This is a genomic window from Rhodococcus sp. 06-156-4 (assembly GCF_002259345.1).
Lineage (GTDB): Bacteria > Actinomycetota > Actinomycetes > Mycobacteriales > Mycobacteriaceae > Rhodococcoides > Rhodococcoides fascians_E.
Window position 1 is genome coordinate 291,924 of sequence record NZ_NPGB01000015.1, and the last position, 13,892, is coordinate 305,815.

Consider the following 13,892-nt stretch of genomic DNA (forward strand, 5'->3'; position numbering starts at 1 on the left):
ACCCGGCGCCGACGGTATGCAACGCACTCTCGAACGCGCCCGGATCATCGACGCGTGCGCTGACGCCGTGATCACCCGAGGCTACGGCGCAGTCACGATGAGTCTGGTGCAGCACGAGATTGGACTTGCCCGCGACCAGCTGTACCGGTCGTTTCGCAACAAGAACGAACTTCTCGCCGAGGTCTACCGCCGCGGGCACCACCTCTCCTGCGCACCATGCTTACCCACACCACCCACCTCGTCACCCCACATTTGCGCACCACGCATCTCGGTACCTCGTGAATCGACATCGCGTGAATGGTCACTGCCCGGTCCCTCGGTGTCACGAACACTCGACGCCGGCGTGGTCTCACCGCTCGCCATGATCGATGATGTCCGCGTGTTCGCTACCGCTGTCATCGAATCAGCGGCATCGAATCCCATGGTTCAGGCTGCACACGCTCTGGAACTGTCGCCGGTGGCAGCGACGACCGGTCTGCCGAGCATCTACCGGGTCTGGGAACACTGGCTCACCGCCACCCTCGACACTTCAGACCCACCAAGGACAGGAGGCGCGGGCGGCCCTCGGATCGCGGCGGCCGCCGACCTGGCCGGGGCATTGGTCGATGCGCTCGCTGGAACCATCGCGACCACAGGCCGCGCAGGCACCGGCCACCACACCTCGGGAGGAAGCATCGATCTGATCCTGCAGTCCCTCCCCGCACTGTCGAACGCGAACAGCGGTGTCCGGTGAATCGATCCGCGAGGCATTTGTTGACCACGCCTCAATGAGTTGGCGGCGATGACGGAATATGCGGGCAGGGACGGTGCCGGTGGGAGGTGCTCGTCACTGCTGCGCCGACCCGCAGGTTCTATCCGCGGTGTGTGTTCGTTGTCGTGACCGACCGATAGCGCGTCGCGGTATCCGGTGAGGTCATCGCCACGACGACGGCGTCAGTGGATTCGTCGAACCGGGCGTGCAGTGCAGTGGGGTCGTCGCTGATGTCGGCCATCACACCACCGCCGGCGAGCATGTACGCCATCGCGGCGACGAACCGCGTCGGCCCGAACGGTGCGGTGAAGCATCCTGTCCGCTCGGCCGCGACGGCAAGATCGTGTGCGACTCTCTCCCACCCCAGGCTCGCCCGGGTGACGGTGCCGGAGGGAAAGTCCGGGTCGATCCCGAGCCGAAGCTCCGCTCGGAGGACCGGCTCGCCGACGATGCCAGCGGTGACCTCGCCGATCAGGCCGGCCAGTGCCTCGATCGGATCTCCCGACGCCCTGCGCCACGGTTCGGCGATGGCCGTGTAACGGTGTGCAGCAGCCTCACTGACAGCGACGGCAAGATCGTGTTTGGACTGGAAATGAAAGTACATCGCACCTTTAGTACGGCCGCTGGCACCGAGGATCGAATTGACCGACGCGCCGCCGAAACCGCGACGGGAGAACTCCTGTGCCGCGGAGTCGACGATCACATCACGGGTAATTCGCGAGCGTTGCTGCTGAGGAACGCGGGCTTCGTGATGCGTTGGTGCCACCGTGATCACACCTTTCCAACCAGTCAATCCATCGGCTACAGCCTACCGAGCCGCCCCAAAGCTCTTATGTATCGACGGCCCCATTCGGAGTCGAAGAAGCGCGTCCATGTCGAAGTACCCGATCGCGGCACTGCGATTGCTGTCGGTAATCAACTGCGGCCCTGGCTTCCGATCCTGCTGGCGCTGACCGCAAATTCGGCGTTCTACGACGGCGCCGACACCGGATACGCCTCATGGCGATCAGTGCTGTGGTCACGGTGGCCGAGCACTGGACCACCACCGATTCTCGCGTCGCAGGCTCACTACGACGAAATGGTGGCGCAGATGCGCGGGGTGGAGGCGATCCTCGACGACGGCATGGTCCAGTAGGATGTACGCCCTTCCGAGAACTTCCCGACCGTCGAGGTGCACGTCAGGGAGGCGTTGGACGATGTCGGAGACCAGGGGCGCGTCGCGGCTCCCCTTCAATGACGCCATTTGGGGATTCGCAGCGCAGCACACCTACCTTGGCCTGTCGACGGCCGGACAGCTAACTGTATCCTGATTAGGATGCCTGCGAGAGAATCGATTCCTGCCGAGTTGCAACGAGCATTGATGCTCGAAGCCGGGTACCGCTGCGCAATCCCGACCTGCAGAACCGTGCAACCCCTTGAAATCGAACACATCGACGACTACTCGGCGGTTCGAAGACACGAATTTCACAATATGATTGTGCTGTGCGCAAATTGCCACCGCCTCAAAGGCTCGGGTCCTCGAAGCCTTGACCGCAAGGCGCTCCGCCAGCTCAAAGTCAACCTTAGCAAGATTAATAATCGTTATAACGAAACCGAACGGCGAATCTTAGAGTATTTCGCGGAGAACGGTCTAGAAGCCACAGTTGTCCTTCCGGCCACTGATGTCCTATTTTCGTACTTAGTGAAAGACTCCGTAATTGTGCTTGATCCTATATCGAAAGGAAGCCTATACGTCACGCACAGCGAACCCGAGGAAACATTCTACGTAACCGGGGGTTATCAGCTGACCGAGCGGGGGCGCGAGTTGGTCGAACGCTACCGAGACAACGAGCCAATACTTTAGACCACCTCCGCAGTTGCAAAGCGGCTGAAGCCGACACGTTCCACTGCACTGTGTGCGCACCCCAGACCTCGGACCCTGAACCAGTCCAAGACACTGTGACTTGGCCTGAAGGACTACATTTGCGAACACGCCCCGCCAATATGGGCGACGGTTGTCGGTGTCCTCCTGCTGCATCTTCGCCTCCGACGATGCGGTGCATCGGGGCGTGGCAATACCTCGCCGGTTGTCCAAGTCGCAGCCTGGGAACAAGAGTCGGAGCTCGCGACGACGGGGTACATCGTCGATCGACGACGTCGCTGAGTCCGATCCTCAAACGCGCTAGAAGAGCAGTGCTCACACTCTCCTGCTCGGCCCCTATCGAACCTTCCATGTACTCATCGAAGCCATTGCAGGTGCAACAGGGTTGACGACGAACCAACTCGTCGCTGCGGATCGGTACACGATCCAGCCCGCGGCGCGGCGGGAACTCGAGCGGTGGACCGAACCAGCTTCTTACACCGACACCGTTCTCTGACAGGCACATCGGTTATCGCGCGGGTCCAGGTACTCAGTGAAATAGAATGCTTGCGCGATAATCGGCTTCTTTTGCTGTCAGCGGTCACGTAATTCCTCAGGCGTGAGGGGTTGTCCGTCACGCAATTCCTTATCCGCTGTCACGTAATTTCCCAGCCCCTGCAGTCTCGTGGCACGAGCACAATGCCGCGTTGGTACGACTATTCGCTCGGAGGGGAAATCTCGACGTCGGCCTCTTCGTATTTGTTTTCTACCGCATAAGCGCAAGAATGCATGACCCGCTCGGCGATTTCTCGACTTCCAACTAGTTCTATCAGAGTGTCGATCGGCGCCTCTATTACGGCGCTAGGTGTGCTTAAGGCCGCCCTGTCCAAAGACAGCAACTGAGTTCTCGAAAGATATGGGACCGCTGCGCCCAGCTCTACACAGCTGGCGGGTATGCCCAGTTCGAGTCTGATGATCGTCCGATCAGTGAGCGCCCCGATCTTAACCGCATGTGTAGGAAATAATTCGGCGAGAACTTCTTTCACCGCGGGCAACAGATCGCGAGTACGGTCCGTCACGCTTCGAACAGCCCCGGCCATGCTCGGCCGCTGCCATGTGTACTGGTTGAGCTGGCCTTCGATAAGTGGCATTTCGATGCCGTTCATCCAATAGATCGCAGCGGACGCTCGTTTTGCGCGACGAACGCTGGCCGAGATTTCCGAGCCTGTGGTGCGGATAGCAGTGATGAGGCGTGCAGGTACTTGCTGTTGCGCAAGTACTCGAAACCATAGTGGCACTTCCTTGCCGCCGCCGTTTTTATAGACGGTGGCCGATATCCAGGTCTCATCAAGTTCGGCCGTCAGCTGCGCGGCCGCAATCAGAGTTGTACTCTTGATTTCATTCGGGTCGATAGCCTGCAGTGAATAAGACAATCGAATTATAGAATCGACGTGCACTCCAGACTCGCCAGCGAACCTACCAAGAGGGGTCAAAACATAGCCCTCCCCTTCTGGTCTGGTCAAATGTGCTGACTCCAACTGCGAAAACGCCTCTTTAAGAGCTGTCGGGCTCCATTGGGCCTGACCACCTGCACGACTCTGATGGGCAGCAAGGCTGGAGTCTAAGAATTCGATCACATCATCTTCGTGAATTGCGCCAACGATATCCGGCTCGGTTAGAGCGAGCACGCGAAGCATGAGAGTCCGCGGATCTCCGTCAGCCACGAGCTGGGAGGACAGAGGTTCGAGTTCACCCTTAACGTAGTGCGTCCAAGCGCTTCCTGCATCAAGCGCACCCTCGGGGATCAGGTATGACTCACCGAAGTCAGTAAAACCTAGGCGGCCTGCTCGGCCCACCATATTCTTATACTCGGCGACGGTGTACGGATTGTCGATCGGGTGCGTTAGTCCAACTATTATTACCGCTGATGCGGGTGTATTCACCCCCATGGCCAGTGTCGGTGTTGCTACTATAAGATTCAGGCCTGAGTCTGGATTACGAAACGCACCCTCCAAAGTAGCTCGCTCTATTCGATCTAGATCGGCTGTATGGAAGGCAACACCTTTGCTTAAAACTTGCTGTAATGAAGCGGTGCTCGTAGAGGCTTCACCTTCCGAGATGCGCTCCGAAATGTCTGTCAAAGACGGAAGGCCAAGGGCGTCGGCTAAGTATCGCGAGCACGCGACCGCCTCGCCTTTAGTTTGCCTGAACACTATTATTTTTTTGTTTTCGCCGAGAAGCATCCGGGCTAGTGGAATCAAAGTATCTCGAGTCTGACCTGTGTTTGTGGATATATTCACAAACATGTGCGCGAAAGACTCGTCGCCGTTCTCATCCAGGAATTGCAGATCCCCATTTCGATGGAGTACCCCCTCGCGAAGCGGGACAGGTCGTTTATCCGTGTGAAGATTTTTACCTCCTAGCCAGAGATCAAGCCCTTTAAGGTCTCCGACAACGGCTGACAATGTGATGATCTGAGGTGTTCCTGTTTGACCGCGCCGATTGTTAAGAATTGTCAACAAGAATTCGAGATTCGAACCTCGATTTTTATCGGTCAAGGTTTGAGCTTCATCGACCACTACCACCGCAGGCATTCCGAGGACATGAGGGTTGCTCAAGGCCAGGTACGACATCTTCTCGTAGGTCAACAAGGCAAAGTCGAACTGACCACGAAGGAATTCCGAGACCTGGTCGCTATAGTCACCAGTCGCACGAATGGTTTTAATTCCACTGCTTTCGTATATCTTGGTGAAGTGCTCATACTTGTCATTCACGAGCGCCTTGATCGGCAAAAGAAAAATTGTTCGACCGCGTCGACTGGCGGCCCTCAAAGCGGCAAGCTCTCCAATCATTGTCTTACCGGATGATGTAGGTGCTGTAACAACTAAGCTGCTATCATCAAGTACCCCGAACTCGTTGACTGCTCTAATTTGCAGATCATTTAGCTGTGTTATTGTCCCAGCCCAGGCGTCAAGGCTAGATTGCGAAATGCCATACGGAAGCAGCGATAAGAGATCGGACGTGGCAGGTTCTCGAACTCGGCCAGGGAACATTACTTTGTAAACGCTGCCCGGTTTGAATATTGGCCAAAGCGGAGTTCCATCGAATTGACCGCGTAGGGTAGGGGTTTGAACGTGACCCATTTGAGACGCGTCGGCCGTCACTCGCGCGCTGACATAGTGCACAAGATTAATCAAGTCTATTTGGCCGTTTTTCTCGACACCCTCGACGCCCTGGAGCGCCTCTATCAGGCGATATGTAAAAAGCCCGTGTCCGTGTTTAGCCGATTCGAGTGCTTCTTCATCCTCTGCAGATGCGGTGAATGCTAGGCGCCCCTTACCTAAGAACTTTGATAGAATCTCTGTAGGGTCTGTCTTTTTAAAATCACGCGGATTGACCTCAGATTGGAACACGCGGCTACCAATCCCGCCAGAAAAGCAGCAATCCAGAGCGCATAACACGGTTCTTCCAGGAATTGCCGACAGCGCTTTGCCGATCTCTTCTAGTGATACCGTCGTGCCGGTTAGTTTTTCTACATCAGTATCATGACAAATTATTTGATGTCGGTCAGTACCGTGCCCTGCATAAAAGATCACCACGATGTCTTCATCGTTGCTTGCGATAGCCAGATTAGCTAGACAGCTGCGTATTGCATCAGCCGTTGCGTCCTCATCGGTGAGGAGAGTATGCGACTGACCGTCAAGCGTATCGGAAAACAGGGCATGAACCGCTTGCGCATCGCGGACTGCCCCCTGCAGCCAATTGACTCGACTATCTGCGTATCTGTCGATTCCGATGAATAGCCCGTAAAATTTCAATGCGTCCTTACCTTCCCTGTTAGGTGTTTCCGCTTGGGTCGCTCAGTGTGGGCGGTGGGGTGTCCTGTAATCCACCTAGGTTTTTAGACCACTCTGGCGTGATCCGCTGCATGGGCGCTAACCGGTCGGCGAAGTCAGGGTGTCGCGGGAGCTTTGCAGTCAATTGAAAGAGGAACTGCCATTTACCGGTGGGCGAATAGATACACGCAGCAACCACGTCGAATTGGTCAGCTCGATAGTAGCGGCTCGCTGGATCGTTGCGTGAGGCTCTAGTCTTCTGTACTTCGACCTTCATATCACCGTTGGCGTAAATCGTAGGGCTGGCGTTTTTACACTCAAGTCTCCATAGGTGGCCGGTGGCCAGAACGACGTCAAAATCGTGTAGTGCATCTTGATCGAGCCGTTTCACATCAGCGATCCAAGAATCCTGCTCAAGAACTCGTTGAAGATGGTGTTCGGCCACGCCGCCGCGGACCGCGACTTGCAGCCGGTTCCTGGTGGCGATGATGTGCAGTATCTCCGCACTGGTCAGGTCGAACTCGAATTCCAGGGCATGCATGCCTTCGGCGGCTGTTTCACCAACGGCTGCAGACAATTTCGCAGCATTGAATCGCAACGCATGGTCTAGGCCGAGACCAGTGGCGCGGCGTTCAAAACGCGCGTAGTCGAGCAGTCGCTCGGGCGTGAAAGCTACTATGGTCTCGAGCCCTGCCGGACCACGTGGCACGCTTCGTTTGCGGCCAGGTTTGTTCTCTTTCTCCCACACGTGCCAGCTATGTTCGGTAGCAAGGTCCATCTCGCCGGCTTTCGTATAAAAGGAGATTCCCATCGGCAGCGGATCGTAGAGCGATGGCTGCAGACCTACGAGTAGCCCGGCTTCGATGTCCACACCAAGCATCAGCGTGATGTCGACACCCGCGATATCACGTCCCATCGGGTGTTGATCGTGCCAAGTATCTTCGCTTCCGTAACGAATTTGGCCGCGAACTTCGTCGGCCGGCCGGCCCGACGTGGCCTTGCGAGTCATTCGGAATGGGTAGATCAGCAACCCAAGTCGATCGCCCCGGCCGTCCTGTACGCCAAGGTACACCGGGGCCCTGGTGTAATCGCTAGCATAGAGGACCTGGCCTCCCGCTCGCTCTATAGACTGGAGGAGGAATTCGTGAATGTCCTGACGGCCAACTACGTTGTAAACCCGCGGATAGTGACGACCTGCGAGAAAGGTCACGGACATCTCCTCTTCTCCTCGGATACTCGCTGGCCTGGCACCGCCGACCATCCACACTAAGACGGCAGGTGAGATATTCGCGACGCGAGGGCATCCGATACGTGCTCCGGCGTGTAGACATGGGAAGCTTACGGGTATGGCAAGTACCCACGGAGTAGCTATCTCGCTGTTCTCCGGTGCAGGTGGACTGGACTTGGGCGCTGAACAGGCAGGGTTTGACGTTCGATCGGCTGTCGAGCGCAACCGTGACGCAGCTCTGACCATGGAAAAGAATTTTCCGAAGCTGGCGTCACCCGTTATCCAAAAGGACATCCTTGACACCAGCACCGAAGAGATCTGCCGCGCTGCAGGGCTGACCAAAGGACAGCGACCAGATCTGTTGATCGGGGGCCCCCCGTGTACGCCGTTTTCCAAGAGTGGGTTCTGGTTAGAGTGGAAGAGGTCGGGTCTGGACCCTGATGCAACCCTGCTACAGGAGTACACCAGAGTGCTGCGCGAATCGCGTCCACGTGCGTTCGTCCTTGAGAATGTCTATGCACTGACGTACAACAACAAAGCAAGCCGACCTGCCCTCGAACGACTCCTTCGTGAGATCGAAGAGGCCGGGTACAACCATCACATGGAAGTGTTGAACGCCGCAGACTTTGGTGTTCCGCAGGCGCGTCCCCGTTTGTTCATAATCGGAGTTCCGAAGGGCAAACCTCTGCCACCTCACCCATCACCCACCCACGGTGGCCAATGGGAACGGCGCGCCAGCGGGAACGTATCCAATAAGTACGTGACGGCGGGCGAAGCACTGGCTGGACTCATCAGCGATCCAGAGCCTGAAGAAACGGTAGGTGGGCAGTACGGGCCGTTGCTGCCGGAAATCCCACCTGGAGGCAACTACCTCCACTACACAGAGGAGAAGGGCCACCCCGACCCGAGATTCAAGTGGCGCAGTCGATACTGGTCGTTCCTACTCAAGCTCTCCCCTGACAAGCCGTCACCGACCATTCAGGCACAACCCGGTCCGAACGTAGGACCGTTCCATTGGGACAACCGTCGACTTCGAGCGAGTGAGGTCAAACGGCTGTTCACGTACCCAGACGATTTCGAGCTAGTGGGTAGCCGCGGCAGCGTCCAAGCTCAGCTTGGTAACTCTGTACCGCCGCTGTTGGCGCGCCGCGTTCTCGAATCCGTCCGTACACACATGCGGCGATAGCCGATTCCTCAATACACGAGGTGCTGCAGAGTGATGACCACCTCTCGACACACGTGATTGTCGAGAGGTGAATCGTCAGAGCCCGATGTCGGTGACGGCGTTGCCGACGAGAGGCGCATGCTCACGTCGGTAGATCTCTACGGAGTCGAGGCTTGCGTGGCCGGTCTGACGGGCGATGGCGGATCCGTCGGCGCTGTTGCGGGTGCCCTGGGTGACGAAGCCGGACCGCAGGGAGTGTCCGCCGAGCTTGGTCAGGTCGGTGGGATCGTAGCCTGCGTGTTCGGCGCGGCGGCGGATGGTCTAGTGGATCGCAGCTCCGGACAGCGGTGTCGAGCCGAGGTTGCCGTTCTTCGCGACCGCCCGCAGGAGTTGTGACCGGGCTGCAGTGCGGGGCCCTCCCCCGCGGCACACATGTCCTTTGAACGGTTCCTTCCTGCGGAGGAGTGGCCAAGGGCCTGCCACCGGCATCGAACGCGGCGACGACCTGTGTCCAGCGGACGTAGGCGCAGGGTGGACAAGTTGCATGGGACTCGGTGTAAGGCAGGGCTTTCACCGCTCCCCTACCCTCCCGGTCGGTCTTCGACTTGCGCAACCGCACATGAATGCCGTCGAGGCGATGCAGTGAGACGTCGCCAAGGAGGAGGTCGGAGAGTTCGCTGCGACGGAATGCGCCGGCGAACCCGAGGAGCAGGATCGCCGAGTCGCGGCGTTCGAGCACTTCGTCGGCCCACCCGCGGCTACGTTCCCTCGCAGTCGACACCAGGACGCGGATATCGTCGACCAGCAGTGGGTCTCGCGGGGTGCGGGGCCGGTCCCCTGCGGCGGCGTACTCCCGTCTGATTCCGGATAGGGTCGCGGTCACGAGCTCGTGGGCTGTCGGGGACAGATGCCCGGTGGTGCGGTGTTGGTGGTTGATCGCCGCGATCCAGGTGCCGAAGGTGGCGACGGCGTAGGCCCGCTCCCCCGTTTCGGTGCTCGTGTCGGCGGCGTCGACGAGATATGCGGCGACGGTCACCGGGTGCGTCGGCAATGCGACGTGGCGCTCTCGGTTGCACCAGCCGGTGAAGCGTCGCCATGCGACGGCGTAGGTCTTGCGGGTGCCTTCCGACCGCGATGACTCGATCGCTTTGGCGATCCGCCCGCGACCGCGGGCGGGATCTCGGGCTCTACTGCCGTCGACACGAGCCCTGCGGTGCCCCAGAGGCGCCCGACGCGAGCGTCCGGGCCGGTCGAAAGTCCATATCGTCAGCCTAGCGCAGGTCACCATCGCGTCTCCGCAACCAGACCTGTGCTGAACTGGCTTTTCGACCTAGATGGTGCGGAAAATGCACTCTACGGCGACAACATCCGACCGCTCTCTTAATGCAAAATTGGCCAGGCTGGCAGACCGCTAGCAAATATTCAGCAACTCTTAGGTCTTGCTGAGTCCAGAGATGTCCGCAGCGGGTTGGTAGTGTCCGCGCGGGCCGCGCGGGAACTGTCGGACGCGCGGATTTGCGCTAACCGTAGACATGAATCCATGTGGACCCAAAATGGGAGTTCCGATCGAGTTGTGACAACTCGTGACACTGAGGCTCTATTTCGAACGAAAAAGGCGGCCTCGGATCTCGCCAAAGCCGCCTTCGAACTGCACAAATAGATGTCGGGCTGACAGGATTTGAACCTGCGACCACTTGACCCCCAGTCAAGTGCGCTACCAAGCTGCGCCACAGCCCGCCGCGCCGGTTAAGGCGCTCGATGAGATTACCCCAGCCCCACCCCTGACACGAAATCGCCTGGTCAGGGGTGGGCGGAGAATCTATCGGCGGTTGTTGCCCTTGCCCGGCCGCTCGCGCTTTTCGCGGATACGGACCGAGACACGGACGGGGCTGCCGTCGAAGCCGAACTCTTCACGCAGACGCCGCTCGATGAACCGTCGGTAGCCGGCCTCGAGGAAGCCTGTGGTGAACAGAACGAATGTCGGCGGACGGGTGGTCGCCTGGGTGGCGAACATGATTCTCGGCAGACGCCCACCACGCATCGGTGGAGGTGTCGCCGCGACGACCTCCTTGAGCCAGTTGTTGAGCCTGCCGGTGGGGATTCGCTTGTCCCAGGACTCGAGAGCTGTTTCGAGGGCCGGAACGAGCTTCTGCACGGCCCTGCCGGTGTGCGCGGAGATGTTGACACGCTGCGCCCACGGCACCCGAGCGAGATCGCGATCTATCTCCTTCTCCAACTGCAGTCGACGGTCCTCGTCCACGAGGTCCCACTTGTTGAACGCCAGCACGAGCGCACGGCCCGCGTCGGCGACCATCGACAGAACTCGGAGATCCTGCTCCGAGATGACCTGTGACGAGTCGATGAGCAGGATTGCGACCTCGGCGGCTTCGATGGCCGATTTCGTCCGCAGCGACGCGTAGAACTCGGCGCCGCTGGCATGGCTGACTCGCTTGCGCAGGCCGGCTGTGTCGACGAAACGCCATGTCTTACCGCCTAATTCGACGAGCGAGTCGACGGGGTCGACGGTGGTGCCTGCAACGTCGTGCACAACGGATCGCTCGTCGCCGGACAGCTTGTTGATCAGCGACGACTTGCCGACGTTGGGCTTACCCACCAAGGCAACTCGTCTCGGACCGCCGCCGGGAATACCTTCGCGGGGAGTTTCCGGGAGCGCTTCGAGAACGCGGTCGAGCAGATCACCGGTGCCGCGGCCGTGCGTCGCCGACACCGCATTCGGCTCGCCGAGGCCGAGCGACCACAGTGATGCAACCTCGGACTCCGTGCGTCCGTCGTCGACCTTGTTGGCCACCAACAGCACCGGGGTTTTCGAGCGGCGCAGCACCCGCGCAACCGCTTCGTCGGTCGTCGTCGACCCGACGCGTGCGTCGACGACGAGCAGAATCGCGTCGGCGGTGTTCATCGCCAACTCGGCCTGGCGCGCAACGGACTGCTGCAGTCCCTTGGCGTCGGGCTCCCACCCGCCGGTGTCCTGCACCAGGAACCGACGTCCGGCCCAGTTGGCCTCGTAGGACACTCGGTCACGCGTGACGCCGGGAATGTCCTCGACAACTGCTTCGCGTCGGCCGATGATGCGGTTGACGAGAGTCGACTTTCCCACGTTGGGCCGTCCGACGACTGCGAGAGTCGGGACTGCGACCGCTGCCTCTGCATCGTCACCGTCGACGTAATCGAGAAGGTCCCACTCCCCCTCTTCGCTCCACGTGCCGTCGCCTGCGACCTCGCCTGCGTAGAATTCCTCGGTCACTGCTTCACTCCAGTTCTGTCGTGCACAACCTGGAGCAACGCGTCGATGACGCCGTCCATGCCCAGATCGCTGGTATCCACGATCACGGAATCCTCGGCAGGCCGCAACGGAGATACGGCGCGAGTGGAATCCGCATGATCGCGGCGTTGGACGTCGGCGAGAACTGCCTCGTAATCGTCGACCCGTCCCTGAGAGATGTTCTGTTTGTTGCGTCGGTCCGCCCGTGCTTCCGGCGACGCCGTCAGGAAGACCTTGACGTCGGCGTCGGTCAACACGACGGTCCCGATGTCGCGACCCTCCACGACGATCCGCGGAAACGACGCCGAGATGTCGCGCTGCTTCTGCACCAGGAGCTCCCGCACCCGAGGAACGGCCGACACAGCAGAGACCGCCTTGGTGACGGCCTCGCCTCGAATCTCTTCCGAGACGTCCTCACCTGCAAGAGTGACTGCTTCCGCCGCGGGATCGGTGCCGATGTCCAGAGGAAGCGTCGCGACGACGTCGGCCACCTTCTCCGAATCCGTCGGATCGATCCCGGCGCGCAGCACCCACACCGTCGCCACGCGGTACATCGCACCGGTGTCGAGGTACCGAGCGTCGAGTGCCGTGGCGAGCTTGCGCGAGACCGTCGACTTACCGGTTCCCGACGGCCCGTCCATGGCAATGACCAGGCCGTCGATGCCGAGATCGTCCATCACAGACCGACCGACTCGTAGAGCTTGCCGACCTCGCCGCGTCCCAGCACACGCAACGTGCCGGGACGCTGGTCGCCGAGAGCAACGTTGCCGACGTCGGTGCGCACGAGGCGACCGACCGGGAATCCGACCGAGTCGAACAGGCGCCTGACGATGTGCTTGCGGCCCTCGTGCAGCGTGACGCGCACGAGTGAAAGGCCGTTGGAGATGTCGAGGAGCGCGAACCCGTCGACCTTCACCGGACCGTCGTCGAGGGTGACACCGGCCTTGAGCTTCTTGCCCAGATCACGCGGGATCGCGCCGAACAACGTGGCCAGGTAGGTCTTCGACACCTCGTACGACGGATGCATCAGGCGGTGAGCAAGATCACCGTCGTTGGTGAAGAGTAGAAGCCCCTCGGTGTCGGCATCGAGACGTCCGACGTGGAACAGTCGCTGCCCTGCCTGCACGCGCTCGGAGACGATGTCGCCGACGCACGGGCGTCCCAGATCGTCGGACATGGTGCACTGCCATCCACGCGGCTTGTTCATCGCGAGGTGAACGAGTTCTTCCTTCACGACGATGCGTGTGCCGTCGACGCGGACGATCGCGACGTCCGGATCGATCCGGATTCCCTGCTCGGTGACGATGCGGCCGTCGACCTCGACGCGACCGTCGGCGATCAGTTCCTCGGCAGCCCGGCGCGATGCGACACCGGCCTGAGCGAGCACCTTCTGCAGACGCACACCCTCACCGCGCGGGACGTGACGCCGCTTGGCGTCGGGCTCGATGTACTGGTGCTTCGCGGGCTTCGCGTTGGAAATGGTGGTCGACGGAGCCTGCTTCTTCTGCGGCTTCGGTGGCTTGGGCCGAGAGGGCTTCTTGCGCGGCACTGCGTCGTTGCTGCGATCGTTGATGCCACTGTCGACCGGCTTGTTCTCGAAGGGTTTGCGCTGGTCGACGCCTTTGCGCGGGACGGCCTTGCGGGGTCCTCCGGCGCGGGGTGCATCGTCCCTGCGTCGGTTCTCGCGCGGATCCTCCGACCGTCCGGTCGTCGGCTTCCTACGCGGAGCCTGTCGTTTGTTCCTGTCCGGTGTGCCATCACGGCGAGCGGGCTTGTTCACTTCTTTACC

At 60.1% G+C, this 13,892-nt stretch carries 10 protein-coding genes, 1 tRNA gene and 1 pseudogene; 4 read left to right on the forward strand and 8 right to left on the reverse strand.

All coding sequences use genetic code 11. The annotated features are described in order from the left end of the window. Positions 1-16: 16 nt before the first annotated feature. Positions 17-733 (forward strand): TetR/AcrR family transcriptional regulator, encoded by a 717-nt coding sequence (locus tag CH290_RS10750; RefSeq protein WP_033188371.1) that lies wholly within the window; start codon positions 17-19, stop codon positions 731-733. 118 nt (positions 734-851) lie between these two features. On the opposite strand, the gene CH290_RS10755 is transcribed toward CH290_RS10750, so the two are convergent. Next, positions 852-1,517 carry a TetR family transcriptional regulator gene (locus CH290_RS10755; RefSeq protein ID WP_033188476.1) on the reverse strand — a complete coding sequence of 222 codons (666 nt, stop codon included), beginning with the start codon at positions 1,515-1,517 and terminating at the stop codon, positions 852-854. 102 nt (positions 1,518-1,619) lie between these two features. Here CH290_RS10755 and CH290_RS30700 point away from each other — a divergent pair. Next, a pseudogene (locus CH290_RS30700) lies at positions 1,620-1,883 on the forward strand (carboxylate-amine ligase); the annotation flags it as partial. 183 nt (positions 1,884-2,066) lie between these two features. Next, positions 2,067-2,594, forward strand: coding sequence for an HNH endonuclease signature motif containing protein (locus CH290_RS10765; RefSeq protein ID WP_080748634.1), 528 nt, complete (start codon positions 2,067-2,069; stop codon positions 2,592-2,594). A 713-nt stretch (positions 2,595-3,307) separates the two neighbouring features. Here CH290_RS10765 and CH290_RS10770 read toward each other — a convergent pair. Next, positions 3,308-6,409, reverse strand: coding sequence for a DEAD/DEAH box helicase (locus CH290_RS10770; RefSeq protein ID WP_080748633.1), 3,102 nt, complete (start codon positions 6,407-6,409; stop codon positions 3,308-3,310). A 19-nt stretch (positions 6,410-6,428) separates the two neighbouring features. After that, positions 6,429-7,688, reverse strand: coding sequence for a hypothetical protein (locus tag CH290_RS10775; protein ID WP_349290594.1), 1,260 nt, complete (start codon positions 7,686-7,688; stop codon positions 6,429-6,431). 85 nt (positions 7,689-7,773) lie between these two features. Between CH290_RS10775 and CH290_RS10780 the strand changes: the two genes are divergently transcribed. After that, a complete protein-coding gene (locus CH290_RS10780; RefSeq protein WP_080748632.1) occupies positions 7,774-8,841 on the forward strand; it encodes a DNA cytosine methyltransferase in 1,068 nt (355 codons plus the stop codon). A 75-nt stretch (positions 8,842-8,916) separates the two neighbouring features. Here the strand turns inward: CH290_RS10780 and CH290_RS31130 are convergent, their stop codons facing one another. From CH290_RS31130 to CH290_RS10805, 5 genes are all read right to left on the reverse strand, one after another. Continuing rightward, a complete protein-coding gene (locus tag CH290_RS31130) occupies positions 8,917-9,138 on the reverse strand; it encodes a site-specific integrase (RefSeq protein ID WP_495677198.1) in 222 nt (73 codons plus the stop codon). Between the two features lie 1,345 nt (positions 9,139-10,483). Beyond that, positions 10,484-10,557, reverse strand: a tRNA-Pro gene (locus CH290_RS10790). Between the two features lie 82 nt (positions 10,558-10,639). Then, on the reverse strand, positions 10,640-12,085 hold the full coding sequence (der, locus tag CH290_RS10795) for a ribosome biogenesis GTPase Der (protein WP_019667868.1): 1,446 nt from the start codon (positions 12,083-12,085) through the stop codon (positions 10,640-10,642). Then, positions 12,082-12,780, reverse strand: a complete 699-nt coding sequence (gene cmk, locus CH290_RS10800) for a (d)CMP kinase (protein WP_033188366.1) — start codon at positions 12,778-12,780, stop codon at positions 12,082-12,084. The genes der and cmk overlap by 4 nt, the downstream gene beginning before the upstream one ends. Continuing rightward, positions 12,780-13,883, reverse strand: a complete 1,104-nt coding sequence (locus tag CH290_RS10805) for a pseudouridine synthase (protein ID WP_019667870.1) — start codon at positions 13,881-13,883, stop codon at positions 12,780-12,782. Before CH290_RS10805 ends, cmk begins: the two co-directional genes overlap by 1 nt. Between the last annotated feature and the right edge of the window lie 9 nt (positions 13,884-13,892).

Bases quoted from the DNA above. Each gene is read 5' to 3' on its own strand.
- CH290_RS10750 (WP_033188371.1), top strand. From the start codon at position 17: ATGCAACGCACTCTCGAACGCGCCCGGATCATCGACGCGTGCGCTGAC.
- CH290_RS10765 (WP_080748634.1), top strand. From the start codon at position 2,067: ATGCCTGCGAGAGAATCGATTCCTGCCGAGTTGCAACGAGCATTGATG.
- CH290_RS10775 (WP_349290594.1), bottom strand. From the start codon at position 7,688: ATGGTCGGCGGTGCCAGGCCAGCGAGTATCCGAGGAGAAGAGGAGATG.
- CH290_RS10780 (WP_080748632.1), top strand. From the start codon at position 7,774: ATGGCAAGTACCCACGGAGTAGCTATCTCGCTGTTCTCCGGTGCAGGT.
- cmk (WP_033188366.1), bottom strand. From the start codon at position 12,780: ATGGACGATCTCGGCATCGACGGCCTGGTCATTGCCATGGACGGGCCG.